Genomic DNA, 14,940 nt, shown 5'->3' with positions numbered 1-14,940 from the left:
GAAGAGGCGATCAAAGATCCCCGAAAGGTACCGACCAGTCCCCGCACTTCGTGTGAAGACCGGTTCTGTTGTCTTACTCGGCGACTTCTTCAGCGGTTGCTACTTGTTCACCCTTACGGAAACTCCACCAGTACTTCTGTGGAATTTGCGCGAGCAAACAGATAGCAAGCTGAGAGAACATGAACTGACCCATCTTCTGCAGACGCCCTTCGGTGAAACCGTAGCTGTGCAGGCCGACTCCGAGTTCGTTGACTCCAAACCAGCTCCAGGCTGTCACGACGTTTCCAAGGATCGCGAGGACAGCCAGTCCACGGTCATTCACTAAACGTCCCCAGCGAGCATGAAGGATCAGGGCCAGCCAGATCACGATCAATAAGGCTCCATTCTCTTTAGGATCCCAGCCCCAGAAGCGACCCCATGAGTCGTCAGCCCAAAGACCACCAAGGACGGTCCCCCAGAAGCTGAAGAAGATCGCAAAACAGACGGTTCCGTAGAGCATCCGGATCACTTCTTTGTCCCGCTTTTCTCGACCAAGTTGAGGCGTCAGCATCCCCAGTAGGACGTAAAGCACACCCAGCATTCCAGCCACGAAGGTCGCAGCATACCCCAAGGTAATACACACCACGTGTGTCGCTAACCAGAACTGAGTATCGAGAACCGCTTCGAGAACAACAAAGGTGTCACCATCGCCCGCGAGTCCACTGGCGATACGAAGAGTCATGAAGCCAGCTGCACTGGCGATTGCACTTCCGATGCCCAATTTCGTAAGTCGCTCAATGACGAGGCCAAAAACCACCGTTCCCCATCCAATGAACACTGCGGATGAGTACAGGTTCGTCACAGGAGGGCGACCGGAAATGTAAATTCGGGCAACCAGCGCGAACGTGTGAACCAGTAGCAACAGCACGATCAATCCGACCGCAGCACGATTGAAAATGATCGGAAGGTTCAGCCAGCCGATGACTGTCAACACGAAAGCGAATACGTACAGCCAGGAAGTCAGGTCGAACGGTGCGAACTTGTTGTACCACGCTTCGAAGTTGATCTTCTGAATCGGAAGTTCTTCAGCATTGGCATTCGCGTTCAATAGTTTTTCGTATTCAGCGATCTGCTGATTGAACTTCTTGAAATCTCCGTCTCGATAGTCCCGCAAAAGCCCCATGAATGCTTGCAGTGCTGGCGGCTTTGGAGCTCCAATTTCGGAATAGAACTGGTCGTAAATATGGGAGATCATCGGTGTCTCCCATGAGTTATTGAGCTCTGCAATCTTCTTGGCTTTGTCGTCGGTGTTCCCAACCTGGAAAGGAATCACCAACGGGAGTTCCTTCTGAAGATTCTCAAGTGCTGCTCGTCCAGACTTGATGTACTGGAAATACTCTTGAGCGCGAGACGCTCTCTGCATCGTGGTCAATTCAGACAGTGGTTTGTCTGGTGGCGAAACTTGTGGCGCTTGACCGAGCGTGTTCTCGAGGAAGCTGTAGAAGATGATCCGGTTTGCCAGTTCCAGTGTCTTCTTTTGGATCAATGAGCGGTTCTTCGCTGGTGTCTTGTCAGCAGCGATCGCTTCATCGCGGATCTTTTCGTGAACCTGAGCAAGTTCATCGATCGAATATGCAAACTTGTTCTCGTTCTTCAGGCCGAGCTTGCTTCGGAGTTCGTCATTTTCGATTCGGATGACTCGCATTTGGCGAGCTTCTTTTTCGTTCGCCATCAGCTCAAGGAGCCAGCGAATCGCAGGTTGGGATTTCTTGTCTCCCTTTTCGAGCTTAAACGACTGATAGTCTGAAAGTTGGAGCAGAGCGTTCCGAGCGAATGAATCGAGAGGCTGTGCGCGTCCCTTGTACCAAAGCGGCAGTTGTCCGAATCGATAATAATCGAACGTTGTGGTCGCCGGTTTTGGAACGCTCGCTGCATAGAGCACAGCGAATGCGACTCCCGCCACGATGACACCAGTCACGCCCCAGCCAATGGTACTGAGTGTTTTATTCTTCTGAGCGAGTGGAACGGGACCGTCTGGGGTGTAGGCGGCATCTCCATCAACATCCTCCTGAGTGGAATTGGCTCGCAGTCGTCGCTGGAGGAAGCGAAGTAATGTCATTCCAAAATGGTAGAGCATGCCGACGACAACCATCATGCACGAAACATATGGAGTCATCCAACCTGCATTGTCGACGACTTGGAGCGTGGTCATTTTCTGGCCGTCGCTCAATTCGTTGTAGCCCGACTGGTAGAACGTTTTGCCCTGATATCGCATTGGATTGTTCATCCAGATGCGATGATTAAAGGTTTCGTTCTTGCCGGGGTTATTGAGCGTAATGAACGAAGAGTAGTCTTTGGGCTTCGATGTCCCAGCGTAGTCGACCTTCTCGACCTTGTTGAGCTTAACGTTGTAGTCGTAGTAAATGCGCTCGAAGCGCATCACGACTTCGTAGTCCTTCCCGTCGACCGTTACTTTCTCAGGTGCTTCGACGGTGTTCGCGTCTTGGATGCCGGAGAACATGTACGTTCCCAGATCTTTTCCGTCCTTCGCCGTCAGTTTCAGGTACGCGGTGGGAATGTCAAAAGTGCTTTGTGTGTCTGTCCCCGCTGAAGTGGGAAGAGAGACGGCACGTATTGTCTTGCCATATCCATGCGTAGCAGGATTCTCTTTAGGGGCCCCTTCCGGGAGTTCCTGCATCGGGCCAAGTATCGTTGAGTTCGGGAAGTACGAAATTACTTCGATGTTAAAGGGAATTCGCTCATCAGTAATGACGGTGCCTGGCTTCTGCAGCTTTCTGGCGTCAATGACAGTGACATCCAGCTGATTACCATTTGATGGCACAAATATGGCGAGTTCGGATTCTCGCATGTCGCGGCTGAAATTGTTGGTGTCGCCTTCGACGATGTGCATTTGGCTTTCAACGTGCCCAACACCGACGACGACGTCATAAACCATCATCAGCCCGATACCGGAATGCAGGAGAACAATCCCGGCACGCTTCTTGAAGACGGCAACACAGCCAGCAAGCAGCACCACTCCGGCAAATGTCGCCTTGAGCACCTGGTAGAGAATTCGCATTGTGGATTCATTACTTCCGTCAGACTGGAAGGAAAGAAATCCAAAGGCAGCAAGAATGATTGCCAGTCCGCCGAAGAGATAGCGATGAGCCTTCTTGCTCGAATCCGAAGTGATGGCGAAGTAAAGCGAGATGAGTGACAGTCCGAAAATGCAAATCTGGATCAATGTCCAGATTGATTCGTAGCTGAGGATCGGTTTGGCCTGAAGACCCTCGGTGCTCGAACCACTGAGAATGACGAGGTACGTGGCAATCGCTCCAATGGCAATCACGCCCCATCCGAACGCAAGACGTTTTCCGCTTGCCTGAACTCGAAAACTGATCAGGTGAGCAGCGAACAAGTTGAACATCATCAACGTGCCGATGGCCCAGCCTTTGGGGAACCAGATTCCAAGCCACTCTGGAAAATTCGGTGGTCCGCCGGGAGCAAAAGCGGGAGGAAAGAAGAGACCTGGAGTGATCCAGACGAAGAAGTTCTGGAAATTGATCCAAGGGAATTGACTGGAAAACACGCTGCGCATGTCGACGCGGAAGTAATCATCGATCACTTTCCAGATGTCGTAGTCAACTTGAGCGAACGTTCCTGCCAGAACGATGAAAAACGATGCTGCAAACAAGACGACTGTCAGCTTGAGAGAAGCAATAGGCTTGAGAATGCTGACGAGAGTCTTCCACCAGTCGGGCACTGGAGGAGAACTCTGATTGGTTGTATTGGTCGACATGAGTGTCTCCAGTCTCGTGCCTCGTCTGCAGGGGCTGCAGTGAAGGCTCAGCGGCGCACTGGCCGGGGAGTGATGATGGATTCGATCCTGATGTCAGGAAAATCGCCTGTTCAGGTGACTTGATTCTCAGCAGGTCGACGTGGCTGTTCACTGATTCGGCTAGAGTCGCAAGCTGAGGTGGTGATTCGCCAGTTTCTTATTTGTCGAATTTCCAGGATTTCATGAATGCTTGGAACCGTTCCGATTCAGCAGCCACAATGTCTTTCGGACCTTGCATTTTGAAGAACCATTTTGCGTCCCCTTCATCAATGATCGCTGCCAGGATGGATTCGGTTTCGCCAATGGCCTCTGCGTAAGTCGCGGGTTTCCCGCTAATTTCGATCTCTTTCAGTCCCGCCTTTAGCTCTTCAGATTCGAGCGGTCCCAGTTTGACTTGGTCACGCCAACGGTTCACGTTGGAGTCCACGTCTCCTCCTCCACCGAGTCGCATGACACTGACGTCAGCCTTCTTTTCACCTGCGCCTGCATTGAACGATGCAGCTCGCAGAGAACTTCCAGGAGACTTCTCCCAGCCTTCTGGAACGTCAAATGTAAACGGTTGCTTCGTTGCGATTTCGGGTTCCGGAGTGTTTTCGGACTCCGTCATCGGTTGAGCAGGCTCCTGTGGGCGACGAAGGACGATTGACCCAAGAATTCGCGTCGGCCCTTTGCCTTCCATCTCTCCCAGCAGATTCACGATCGAAACGACCCCCGCGTCGGTCGGATTGACCTGAAGTTCTCCTGCGTCAAACGCATCATCCAACCAAGATTCCGCGTTGTAGGGGGCCAGGCCGATCTGCCCACGCCATCGGTCGATGTTGGCGAGGAGATAGGCATCAGGGCGGCCAGATTGCAGCGGCAACGAGGACACAGTCAGTTCAAGTGCTGGCTCTGTACCAGGAATGTGAATCGTTTGATATCGGGGGGCTGGACCGTTGGTGACAGTCCAACCTTCGGGAAGGGAATACTGAGGACGCCCATCCATCGAGAATCGCAGGCCATTCATCAGGTTGGAGAAGGCGACCGTTTGCTTGAGCACTGTGTCTGGATCGCCAGTCATTTTGAAGAACCAAGCGTCCGCCGCAAGGGTCATAGGGCTCGGTGCCGAGGTTGTCTTCGGCGTGTTTTCAATTTTGTCGACCGTGTATTGGCGGATTCCATCTTCGGGAGTGCACCCCGTCAAAGAGACCATCACAATTGGCAACAGCAATGCCGAGAACATAGGCAGAAAAGTTGGCCGCAAAAATCGCTGCATGGCGCTCAGTCAACTGGAGGGCGGGAAGTTCGGCGGGAAATCTCTAGTGGAAAATCCACCAGCGACGTTTATAACGTCAGATTTTTTCTTTCCCGCAGTATAGAACTCTCAAGGTCTGAAGTACACGAGTTCAAATAGGGATTCCTGATTGTGAAAACCGAGTTCTTAGTAACCTCTTTTGTGGAAAGGTCTTCCGTGGATTGCCTGAAAAAGTCTGGTAATGCTCGGCCTCAGTAGTGAAAATAGCTCTCGACTGTCTCGATTTGCATCCCCCAAATCCTTTTGCTCGAAGGAAAACCTTCAGAGGGGGTGAGTCGCGAATTTAGGCTGATCGGTGTCGGAAATACTGTCGATGAAATCAGTAGGTTCCTTGTGGTTTTGAAAACGACACAAGGAGCACGCTGGATAATGGAATTCGGTTCCATTCATCGTGCTCCCGGAATCAGCGGTGCAAAGGTGGTGCGAGCCGCAACTTTGATTGAATGGAGTCGAAATGTTCCAACGTGGATTGCCTGATCGTCGCGAGTTTCTTTCACGGTCTGTCGCTGGCTTAGCTGCGGTGGGGACGGGGTTTGTGTTCTCCGCTGACGCTTTCGCTGAGCGAGTGAACCTCATCAAAGAAATCTCAGCAATTGACGATTCTCACGTCATGAACCCTGCGTTCCAAATGGTTCGCGAGGGGCTGGCTGCGCTGGATGAAGTGCATGACTATTCCACGCTGTTCATCAAAACAGAGATGGTTGGACGTGCGGTGCTGAGTTCTCGAATGGAACTGAAAGTTCGGGAAAAGCCGTTCAGTGTCTATCTGAAATTCGTTGAGCCAGGGCCGGGGCGGGAAGTGATTTATGTTTCTGGTCAGAACAACAATATGATGCTGGCCCATGATGTGGGGTTTGCAGGGCTGGCAGGGACTCTGACTCTCGATCCGACTGGCCGTATGGCCATGGATGGAAATCGCTACCCTTTGACGAACATCGGGATGCGAAACATGCTCGAACTGCTGAGTGAAACATGGGTTAAGGAGAAGTCGCTTCCTGGAGTGGAGGCGAAATCGGTTCCGAACCTCAAGATCGGAGACATTCGTTGTCGCGCTGTGGAGGTCTCTCATCTACCGACACAAGCTGCAGCGAAGTTTCAGCTCAGTCGCCTGTTTCTAGATGACCAGACCAATTTGCCGATTCGCGTGCAGGCTTATGGGTTTCCTACGAAGCGTGATCAGGCTCCACCACTGGTCGAAGACTATCTGTACAGCCAACTGAAGTTGAATCAGGGCTTTGGGGATCTCGACTTTAGTGTGAAGAACCCGAAGTACAACTTTTAGGCTCTGTCAGCTCGCAGTGTAGAGATGACTCTGGCGTCGGTTATTTCGGGTTCTGTGTTTGTACCTGCCAGGACGTAACTCCTTCGTCAGCGGGCAACTGGTCCAGTGACTCTGTGGTACTGATGCTGGTTTGCCGCGAAATCCCGGTCTCAGCCATTCTGGAATGTGAATCCAGTTGGTGAACTGGTCTGGAGTGAACGCCTCGAGTGTTTCGCGGTACGTGTCAATGAAAAAAACGCCCCAGAGTATCTCCGGGGCGTTTTTCTTTTGTGTGCAATGACTTAGGCGGAGAGAGAAGGATTATTCCTCTTCTTCATCGTCATCATCTTCGTCGACATCATCCTCGTCGTCATCATCGAGGAGTGCTTCGTCATCCAGGATTTCCTCGTCGTCCGCCAGGATTGCTGATTCTTCAGGTCCACGGGTTGGGTCGGAAATAGATTCTTTGATTGGCTGAATGAAGTAAAGCTTCTTGCTCTTAGAGCGGAGCAATGCGAGCTTTTCCTCTGCTTTATCAAGCTGATCCCAAGGGAATCGTCCCTCTTCTTTCAGCGAGCCGCTGAAGACACCCCACAGGAGTCGCTTCCGCTCTGGTGCCTTTACCTTACGCTTACGGGCAGTCCCTTTGGCTGTCGCTTTTTTAGCGGAGGCCTTCTTGGTGACTTTGATCTTACCCTGTTTCTCGGCAGCTTCGTGTTCTCGTCGCTTGTCCAGAAGACGTTTGGAAGCCATACCGGTTCCCTTACACAGTCAAAAAGCCGTCAAAACTATGAATAACGTGACGCCTGTCGATGTCACGATGCAAACATGCGAATCAAACAGTGTCTCAAGTCTACGTGGAGATGTCAAATATAGCTCGAGATTCCTAGTTACGACTACAGGGGATTCGGCTACTGTTCGGAGATGGAAGGCTCCGCAGAGGAGGCCTACATGTGAGGGAGTTCGTGGTTGTTGTGGTCAGTTAACCAAGAATGAGTGCCGCGACTTCGGCGCTGCACGGGGCATCCGACATGGAGGCGTTGATGTAAGTGATGCGGCGAATTAATGTTTGTGGCGATCGGCGGGTTTGTAGGAAGGCTGACTGCACGAGTGTTTGAGATTGATGCGAAATCTTTTCCCCAGATCGTTGACGAGTAAGCCAAGCGTCCGTAAACTCCCCCTCTCGCAAGCATTTGAGGGGCGGTAGCTCAATCGGTTAGAGTGCCGGACTGTCGATCCGGAGGTTGCGGGTTCAAGTCCCGTCCGCCTCGCTTTGCAAAGCTCGTCATGTTTCATGGCGAGCTTTTTTTGTTTCGTCGCTTCCGTTCTGTTGGAAGCGGCTTCGAACGCATTCTGCGGCTTCGGCTGACTCGAGGAACTGCTTCTCTGAAGTGATTGCTTTGCGGACTCAGGGCGTAGATTCAAGTCTCGGTTTTGTTACGATGGTGCACAACGGTGCACACAATACTGACTTGAGGAGAGATGAAATGGTTCGAACTGCTTCCACCATGATGCCGCTTGGAACTTCCGCACCTGATTTCTCGTTGGCAAACATCGATGGGAAGACGGTGTCGCTCGCAGACTATGAAGGAAAAGCGTTGCTCGTGATCTTCATGTGCAATCACTGTCCTTATGTCATTCATCTGCAGTCAGCCATTAGTCAGTTTGCCCGTGACTACATTCCGAAGGGGCTGGAAGTTGTCGGAATCAGTTCAAACGACGTTGAAGCTTATCCTCAGGATGGTTTCGAACTGATGAAAGAGACTGCTGCGAAGGCAGGTTTTACCTTTCCGTATTTGTTCGACGAACATCAGGCTGCTGCGATTGCTTACCGGGCTGCGTGTACACCTGACTTCTTCCTGTTCGATAAAGAGCATAAGCTCGTTTATCGCGGTCAGTTTGATGATAGCCGTCCCAAGACGGATCTACCGATTACAGGGAAGGATTTAAGAGGGGCTGCCAGTGCCGTTCTGGCGGGCGACCCGATCGTCGAAATTCAGAAGCCGAGCATCGGCTGTAATATTAAGTGGAAGCCGGGTAATGAACCGGATTACTTCACTGGTGCAGCCACCGCGTAGTCCTAACCCCTGTTTCCAATGTTTCCAAGGTGTGGCGGCGAATGGTGGCAGAATCCGTTCAAACACTGCCGCCGGGGCGCCACACGCTCGCGAGAGGCGTTAGGGGGATGCGGATCGCTTAGCCTCGCTGTATTTGCTCGAGCAGATCGCGATTGATGTCGAGGAACTCGTTGCCCCATCGGTAGTGGTCGAGTAGGCCATCGGTGGGGCGTCCCATTTGTGCGAGCGCTGCAAAGAGAGCCTCGATCGTTGCCAGGCCGGCCGAAGGGTCCTCGAAGAGTTTGGAAACCCGCGGATACGCTGTCTTCCAGGGGAGCAGACTGCGAACGGGAGTTTCCTGATAATCCTGTTCCATGCGCTCAGCGAGTCGCCATGTTCCGTCAAGAAGTAGCAGCCCGCGTGGGCTGTCTTCCGGGGACAGCATCGGTCCGTTCAGTCCAAGCCGAACGTAGTTGTCGAGGGTCTCAGGACCACGTTTCGGGAAGGTCCAAAAGATAAATTCATCTCTTCCACGCAGCGGTTCTACAGAACACTTGCTTCGTTTTTCTTTCGGGTGAACGACTATTATTGTCGGGGGAAGAGGATTGGAAACGCTGCTCGACACTCTCAATTTCCTGGTTTGCTTTGAATGTCCTGAATCTGCTTTTGAAGGAGAGCGATCTCTTTCTCGAGCCGCGGGATTTCCGCCGGATCATCAGGTTGTCGTTTTGCACCAGCGAGTTGTTGCTGGAGGGTTGTCAGCTTCTTTTTGATGGAATCGAGCTGCTTTTTCTGTTTCTTGTCCAGAGACATGGTGATCGATTCGGTTCAGGGGAAAGAAGAGATATGCTATCTGTCCAGTTAGACAGGAATTTCGACATGATAGAGGTCTCTCTGGTTGCAGGCGAGCCTGTGATGCAGGTAGTGATGTGTCTTTAGCAAAGCGGTTTGAATGACGATGCCCGGTGCCGAGTTTTTTGAGAGCCTCCTCAAATCGATGAACGAGGGGGATTTTCTTGGGCTGACGCTTTCTGCTCCTCGTAAATCTGGAGGGGATCAGCCAAGAAAGGAGAATGTTCGACCAGTTGTCATTCGCGGTAAGAAGTTGTGGCAATGGGCTCTTCAGTTTGAAAAGCAGCAGACTCAGAAAAACCTGTCGACTGAGCAGTCGATTCAGCGCGCCCGTGATCTCTTTGGTCCGGTTTATCGGGATGCGACGTTGCTGACTTCGAATTACGACCTGATCGGCCGGGTCACTCCACAGGGAATCAAAATACGGCAGCAGGCTGCGAGTCGTCCTCCTCTGGAATTGATAACGGGTCATAATCGCCAGAAGCCCTATCTGATTCCGGAGGGAGTTCCTTGCCCGTTTCTGATCGAGTTGGCTGTGATGAATGCCAACGGTCACGTGAAGCAGGCGAGGCAGAAAAAATTCCGCCAGATCAACCGTTATCTGGAAATCGTGAATGATACTTATCATCAACTTCCGCAGGAGGGTGTGCTGCGAGTTGTTGATTTCGGGTGCGGCCTGAGCTACCTGACCTTCGCTCTGCATCATCTTTTGGCGGTGATTCGAGGGCGCGATGTGATCATGGTGGGCATCGATCAGAATCAGCATGTCATTGACCGGTGTCAGGCGATTGTTGAGAAACTTTCACTGAAGGGGATCTCTTTCAGTTCCCAGAAGATCGATCAGTTTTCATCGAGGACGCCCGTTGATTTGGCCGTTTCGCTTCATGCATGTGATACAGCGACCGACCACGCATTGACCTTCGCCGTCGGAGCAGGGGCAAAGGTGATTCTCGCGGCGCCGTGTTGTCAGCACGAACTCTTCACGAAAATTCAGGCGGGTGAGTTGCAGTTGATGCTCAAGCATGGAATCGTGAAGGAGAGATTCGCTGCGATGGCAACGGATTCATTGCGTGCCAGTGCGCTGGAGTCTGTTGGCTACAAAACACAGATCCTGGAGTTCATTGATCTGGAGCACACCCCAAAGAATATTCTGATTCGAAGTGTCCTGAGGCAGGCTGACAGCGAATCGGATCGATTGAACTTGAGGAACCTTGAGGAATATCAGCAATTCAAAAGGGTTTTTGGTGTCGACAGTCTGGCCACGGACGACATTTTGAATGTGGCCTCTTCGATGTGATGGTCGAATTACTTGACGTGATTGGCTGCGGCGAGAACACTACGAAACCCTCTCCAAAAGTCCAATGAACGCCACTCATCGGAAAGCGACCGCAATCATGATAGTTACCATTGATGGCCCTGCGGGGACGGGAAAGAGTTCGGTTGCCCGGAAGCTCGCGAGTGAGATTGGCTTCCAGTTTCTGGATACTGGCTCGATGTACCGCATGGTTTCGCTCCTGACATTGGACGCAGAAATCGATCCACAGGATGAGGGAGCTGTGGAATCGCTGACCAAAGCAACGCGAATGGCGTTGTCAGGCGGGGTCATTCTGATGAACGGCGAGAACGTCGAGGGCCGAATTCGCACGCCAGATGTTGCTCGCACCGCTTCAATCGTTGCTCAGCACCCGAGTGTCAGAAGTCTCCTTGTGGAGCGTCAACGAGAGATCGCAAATTCGAGCAATATTGTTTGCGAAGGACGCGATCAAGGGACTGTGGCATTTCCAAATGCCCAGTGCAAATTCTTTTTGACGGCAGCTCCGGAAGTTCGCGCAACTCGTCGTCAGCTCGAAATGGAGTCGCAGGGCAAAGAAGTCAACTTTGATGAACTTCTGGCCGATCAGCTCGCTCGTGATCAGCGCGATGAGCAGAGAGAGATCTCTCCACTCCGCCCCGCACATGACGCAATTCTGGTTGACACCTCTTTAATGACGTTTGATGAGGTTGTTGCTGCGCTCAAAGGCCACGTTGAAGCCCGTACCAAGCTGAATTCTTAACGATTTCAGAGAAATTGCAGCCGGTTTTACTGCCTGTTGGGCGGTCAGACTGATACTTTTCTCAAGAATTTGCTCGATGGTGTGTTAGATTATGCATTGAGAAAAGTGTTTTGTTGCAAGCAAAGAACTGCAAATTGACAACTCATTTGGTACGCATAAAATTTCGATGAATGTCGATGCTAAGCAACATCTGCCGCTTCACAAATCACTTCTTGCGGTCATCAGGGAAAAGGAACAGGCCAAAATGCTAGGAGAACTCATTCCCTGTGGCGGCGGCGATTCCATCCCAATGTTGCAGCCACGTCTGGTTGTCGGACGTCGGAGCAACTGCGATATCGTTCTCATTCTCCCAAACATCTCCTCTGCTCATTGCGAATTCGAGTTGATTGACGGGCATTGGCAGATACGTGATTTGGGGAGTCGAAACGGGATTAAGGTGAACGGAGAGAGATGCGAGTCCCGGTTTCTACACCCGGGTGACATCGTTTCAATTGCAAAGAGCGACTACACAATTCAGTACGACCCCGTCGGCGAAATGCCTGCGAATGTCGAAGAAGATCCGTTCTCGATGAGCTTGATGGAAAAGGCCGGACTGGAGAAGAAGGCGGAGCCTCGACGGAAGCCTCAGATGCCTCCTTCGGTCAAGAAACTGCCAATGAATCAGGAATTCGATGCTGATGAAGATGCCGCTATGGACTGGCTGATGGGCGATGGTTGAGCATGTCTGCTGCTAAGAAAAAATCGAGCAAGTCCCGTGTCGCGTTTCATAAGAATCGCGCGAACCGTACGCGTCGAACCGACCTCACGCGTGAGACGTTCCAAGATGAGGATGGGGCTGCTGATCTTGAAACCGGCGAACGGGTCTCCGGCAAAGGGGAACTGAACCGGTTTCGAACGGTTGTCGACGATGTTTCTGACGACGCTGAAACGATCTCCGGTCGAATTCTGACAGCAGTGGGTGCGAACCAGATTCGCGTTCAGGGAGAGGACAACGCGGTCTACCTTTGCTCTGTCCGGCGAGTGGTTCGAACTCGATCGCGTGAGGGACGCAATGCTGTCGTCGCAGGAGATATTGTCCAATTCAACCCCACGAGTTCTACAGAAGGGGTGATTGAACGAGTTGTCGAACGACGCTCTGCGTTGAGCCGGATCAGCCGAAATCAGGCGCATACGATCGTTGCCAACGTCGATCAGATGGTGATCGTCGCCTCTGTGAGCGAACCGTTTTTGAAGCCGGGGCTGATTGACCGGTTTGTTTGTAGCTCGGTGAAAGGGAATATCAAAACTCTGATCTGCATCAATAAAATCGACCTTGGCAAAGCACATCAACTGCAAAGACTCGTCGGACAGTATGCCCAGATGGGCTATCCGGTTGTGATGACGAATGCGATCCGTGGTGAGGGGGTCGAGCAATTGCGTCGGCGACTCAAAGGAAAAGAGACGGTATTCGTTGGGCAAAGTGGCGTCGGCAAGTCATCATTGCTGAATGCTGTTCAACCTGGGCTCGCTTTGCAGACTGGTTCCGTCAGTGAAGACACCAGTAAAGGACGGCATACAACGCGAGTCACGCAGCTTCTCCCGCTCGATGGAGGAGGCTGGATCGTTGACACACCGGGGATCCGTTCGTTGCAATTGTGGGATATTCAGAAGGAAGAGGTCGAAGGGACGTTTCGCGACTTCTACTCATTTGTTCCGTATTGCCATTTTCCAGATTGCACGCATACGCATGAAGATCGATGTCGCGTCAAGCGTGCGGTCGAGTGCGGTGAACTGTCGGTGATTCGTTATCAAAGTTATCTGAAGATTTATACAAGTGACCAGCGTATCAGAGACTGAATCGATTTCTTCACGATGAAACCAGTCTGCTTTCATGCGAATAACGACAATCACACTCATCTGCCTGGTTGTCTTGAGCTTCAATCACGTTGGAGTTCTCGCTGAAGAATCTCCCAAGGTCCGTGCTGCGATACAACGAGGTGTTGAGCATCTCAAACCAAGACTCAGTCAGTTGAGTGGCGGAAATTTAAGTCTGGCGACACTCGCTGTGTTTAAAGGGGGCGAGCCAGCAGATTCTCCCGAGATGCAGGGAGCGTTGAAATCCATTTTGACGCGGTTTTCCACAGAGGCTTACCTGCCGGGTGAAGGAGCTACTGGCATTTATATCGCCGGAGTGGATGGCACTCTGCTCAGCGATATCGATCCTGTGTTATACCGCCCTGAGCTTCAGAAAATCGCTGATTACATCGTTCATCATCAGCGTCCGGATGGTGGGTGGCAGTATCCGGGGCAGCCGTTGCGACAGGATGTTTTTGGTGATACCAGCGTCACGCAATATGCGACCCTTGGACTTTGGGCAGCCTCGAGAGCAGGGGTGAAAATTGACCCGCAGGTCTGGGTGAAAGTGCTCGATTGGCACATCCAGTGTCAAAGTACCGATGGGGGTTATGCCTACAACCCGCCAGCGAAAGGTGCAGCGAGAACTGGCAGTACATTGAACATGTCAGTTAATGGCGTTGGAAGTCTGCATATCGCAATCCTTGAACTCTCCCCCGGGTTTCTTCCTCTAAGAGAAGCGAGAATCAAGCAAGAGAAGCCAGGGGAGGCGGAGAAGAAATTTGGTGTACTTGATGAACTCAAGCTGGAAGACAAGCCTGATCCGAAGTCCGCCAGGGTTCCTGATCAAGCGATCGGTGCTGTCAGGCGAGCGTATGCTCTGGTGGCGAGTAAATACGTTCCGATCAACATGGATTCCGGCGAATACAAGACATACTACCTGTATTCGTTGGAACGCATGGCCGCCCTGGCAGATGTGCAATTGATCGGCAATCGAGATTGGTATCGCGAAAGTTCCGAAGCGGTTCTGGCGTTACAAAACACGGATGGTTCATGGAGGATGAGTGGTGATGCAAATGGACGCGATACTGCGTTCTGCATTCTGTTTCTGTCTCGGGCAACTGCGAAGATTCTGAAGCGTGTCCCAAAGGAAAATACATTCGGGGATGGTCTACTGGCAGCGGGTCGAGGACTTCCCGATGATCTCGTCGCGAGCCGCTTTGACGGACGGATGATTCATGGGAAAAAGGGGGAAACTTCATCACTCGATCAGCTCCTTGCTTCATTGCAGTCGACTGGAGAGATTCCGCTTGATCAAACGCAGGAGACTCTCGTTGAGCAGATACAACTCGGAGACCGTAATGCACTGATCGGGGAACTTGAGACGTTACAGAAATTGGCGGTCCATCCGAATCCGGAGGTGCGACGGACTGCGATGTGGGCAATCGGGAGGAGTGAAGACCTCTCATTGGGACGCTTCTTGATTTCAGGGCTGGACGATCCCGATCTGGGAGTCATCGTGGAAGCTCGTAACGCGCTGTGTTGGATCAGTCGAAAGCCACACGGATTCGGAGAAGCGGAAAACCCAACGCTGATTCTCCCTGCGAATACCTCTGCCCAGCAGCGAAGTGATCTCATCGCAGCTTGGCATCGAGAATTGCTGCTGAATTGGGGGAGCTGGTATCTCGATGTCCGCCCATTCGATGACCGGGGAGATCTTTTCGAAGCCAACCTGAAGCGCCGGCTGCAAGCGATTCGGTGAAGAGTTCCAC

The 14,940-nt window shown here is 52.0% G+C and carries 12 protein-coding genes and 1 tRNA gene; 8 read left to right on the top strand and 5 right to left on the bottom strand.

The genetic code is table 11. The features are described from left to right. Positions 1–73 precede the first annotated feature (73 nt). A complete protein-coding gene (gene ccsA, locus SH668x_RS17635) occupies positions 74–3,778 on the bottom strand; it encodes a cytochrome c biogenesis protein CcsA (protein ID WP_437186377.1) in 3,705 nt (1,234 codons plus the stop codon). Positions 3,779–3,974: 196 nt separating this feature from the next. Then, a complete protein-coding gene (locus SH668x_RS17630) occupies positions 3,975–5,072 on the bottom strand; it encodes a hypothetical protein (protein ID WP_437186376.1) in 1,098 nt (365 codons plus the stop codon). A 493-nt stretch (positions 5,073–5,565) separates the two neighbouring features. On the opposite strand from SH668x_RS17630, the gene SH668x_RS17625 reads away from it, so the two are divergent. Further along, positions 5,566–6,393 (top strand): DUF1571 domain-containing protein, encoded by an 828-nt coding sequence (locus SH668x_RS17625; protein WP_437186375.1) that lies wholly within the window; start codon positions 5,566–5,568, stop codon positions 6,391–6,393. Positions 6,394–6,693: 300 nt separating this feature from the next. Here the strand turns inward: SH668x_RS17625 and SH668x_RS17620 are convergent, their stop codons facing one another. Next, positions 6,694–7,125 (bottom strand): hypothetical protein, encoded by a 432-nt coding sequence (locus SH668x_RS17620; protein WP_437186374.1) that lies wholly within the window; start codon positions 7,123–7,125, stop codon positions 6,694–6,696. A gap of 444 nt (positions 7,126–7,569) precedes the next feature. Between SH668x_RS17620 and SH668x_RS17615 the strand changes: the two genes are divergently transcribed. Both SH668x_RS17615 and SH668x_RS17610 read left to right on the top strand, forming a co-directional pair. Continuing rightward, positions 7,570–7,643, top strand: a tRNA-Asp gene (locus tag SH668x_RS17615). Positions 7,644–7,859: 216 nt separating this feature from the next. Continuing rightward, positions 7,860–8,450, top strand: coding sequence for a thioredoxin family protein (locus SH668x_RS17610; protein ID WP_437186373.1), 591 nt, complete (start codon positions 7,860–7,862; stop codon positions 8,448–8,450). Positions 8,451–8,568: 118 nt separating this feature from the next. On the opposite strand, the gene SH668x_RS17605 is transcribed toward SH668x_RS17610, so the two are convergent. Both SH668x_RS17605 and SH668x_RS17600 read right to left on the bottom strand, forming a co-directional pair. Next, entirely contained in the window at positions 8,569–9,054 is a 486-nt protein-coding gene (locus tag SH668x_RS17605) for a ribosome biogenesis domain-containing protein (RefSeq protein ID WP_437186372.1), read from the bottom strand. A 2-nt stretch (positions 9,055–9,056) separates the two neighbouring features. Continuing rightward, positions 9,057–9,242: a hypothetical protein gene (locus tag SH668x_RS17600; RefSeq protein WP_437186371.1), complete on the bottom strand. Its 186-nt coding sequence runs from the start codon at positions 9,240–9,242 to the stop codon at positions 9,057–9,059. 145 nt (positions 9,243–9,387) lie between these two features. On the opposite strand from SH668x_RS17600, the gene SH668x_RS17595 reads away from it, so the two are divergent. The 5 genes from SH668x_RS17595 to SH668x_RS17575 all read left to right on the top strand — a co-directional run bounded on the left by SH668x_RS17595 (position 9,388) and on the right by SH668x_RS17575 (position 14,930). After that, positions 9,388–10,578 carry a class I SAM-dependent methyltransferase gene (locus tag SH668x_RS17595; RefSeq protein ID WP_437186370.1) on the top strand — a complete coding sequence of 397 codons (1,191 nt, stop codon included), beginning with the start codon at positions 9,388–9,390 and terminating at the stop codon, positions 10,576–10,578. 97 nt (positions 10,579–10,675) lie between these two features. Further along, a complete protein-coding gene (gene cmk / locus SH668x_RS17590; RefSeq protein ID WP_437186369.1) occupies positions 10,676–11,335 on the top strand; it encodes a (d)CMP kinase in 660 nt (219 codons plus the stop codon). 166 nt (positions 11,336–11,501) lie between these two features. After that, complete coding sequence (locus SH668x_RS17585) at positions 11,502–12,053, top strand: FHA domain-containing protein (RefSeq protein ID WP_437186368.1); 552 nt, start codon at positions 11,502–11,504, stop codon at positions 12,051–12,053. A 2-nt stretch (positions 12,054–12,055) separates the two neighbouring features. Continuing rightward, positions 12,056–13,171 carry a ribosome small subunit-dependent GTPase A gene (gene rsgA, locus SH668x_RS17580; protein WP_437186367.1) on the top strand — a complete coding sequence of 372 codons (1,116 nt, stop codon included), beginning with the start codon at positions 12,056–12,058 and terminating at the stop codon, positions 13,169–13,171. 34 nt (positions 13,172–13,205) lie between these two features. Next, complete coding sequence (locus SH668x_RS17575) at positions 13,206–14,930, top strand: hypothetical protein (protein WP_437186366.1); 1,725 nt, start codon at positions 13,206–13,208, stop codon at positions 14,928–14,930. Positions 14,931–14,940 lie beyond the last annotated feature (10 nt).

The organism is Planctomicrobium mucosum (assembly GCF_051466335.1).
GTDB lineage: Bacteria > Planctomycetota > Planctomycetia > Planctomycetales > Planctomycetaceae > Planctomicrobium.
Note: the sequence above shows the minus strand (reverse complement) of the source record. Positions and strands in the feature narration are given on the sequence as shown.

Excerpts from the sequence above, each read along its gene's own strand:
- ccsA (WP_437186377.1), bottom strand. The coding sequence starts at position 3,778 with ATGTCGACCAATACAACCAATCAGAGTTCTCCTCCAGTGCCCGACTGG.
- SH668x_RS17630 (WP_437186376.1), bottom strand. The coding sequence starts at position 5,072 with ATGCAGCGATTTTTGCGGCCAACTTTTCTGCCTATGTTCTCGGCATTG.
- SH668x_RS17625 (WP_437186375.1), top strand. The coding sequence starts at position 5,566 with ATGTTCCAACGTGGATTGCCTGATCGTCGCGAGTTTCTTTCACGGTCT.
- SH668x_RS17620 (WP_437186374.1), bottom strand. The coding sequence starts at position 7,125 with ATGGCTTCCAAACGTCTTCTGGACAAGCGACGAGAACACGAAGCTGCC.
- SH668x_RS17610 (WP_437186373.1), top strand. The coding sequence starts at position 7,860 with ATGGTTCGAACTGCTTCCACCATGATGCCGCTTGGAACTTCCGCACCT.
- SH668x_RS17600 (WP_437186371.1), bottom strand. The coding sequence starts at position 9,242 with ATGTCTCTGGACAAGAAACAGAAAAAGCAGCTCGATTCCATCAAAAAG.
- SH668x_RS17595 (WP_437186370.1), top strand. The coding sequence starts at position 9,388 with ATGCCCGGTGCCGAGTTTTTTGAGAGCCTCCTCAAATCGATGAACGAG.
- cmk (WP_437186369.1), top strand. The coding sequence starts at position 10,676 with ATGATAGTTACCATTGATGGCCCTGCGGGGACGGGAAAGAGTTCGGTT.
- SH668x_RS17585 (WP_437186368.1), top strand. The coding sequence starts at position 11,502 with ATGAATGTCGATGCTAAGCAACATCTGCCGCTTCACAAATCACTTCTT.
- rsgA (WP_437186367.1), top strand. The coding sequence starts at position 12,056 with ATGTCTGCTGCTAAGAAAAAATCGAGCAAGTCCCGTGTCGCGTTTCAT.
- SH668x_RS17575 (WP_437186366.1), top strand. The coding sequence starts at position 13,206 with ATGCGAATAACGACAATCACACTCATCTGCCTGGTTGTCTTGAGCTTC.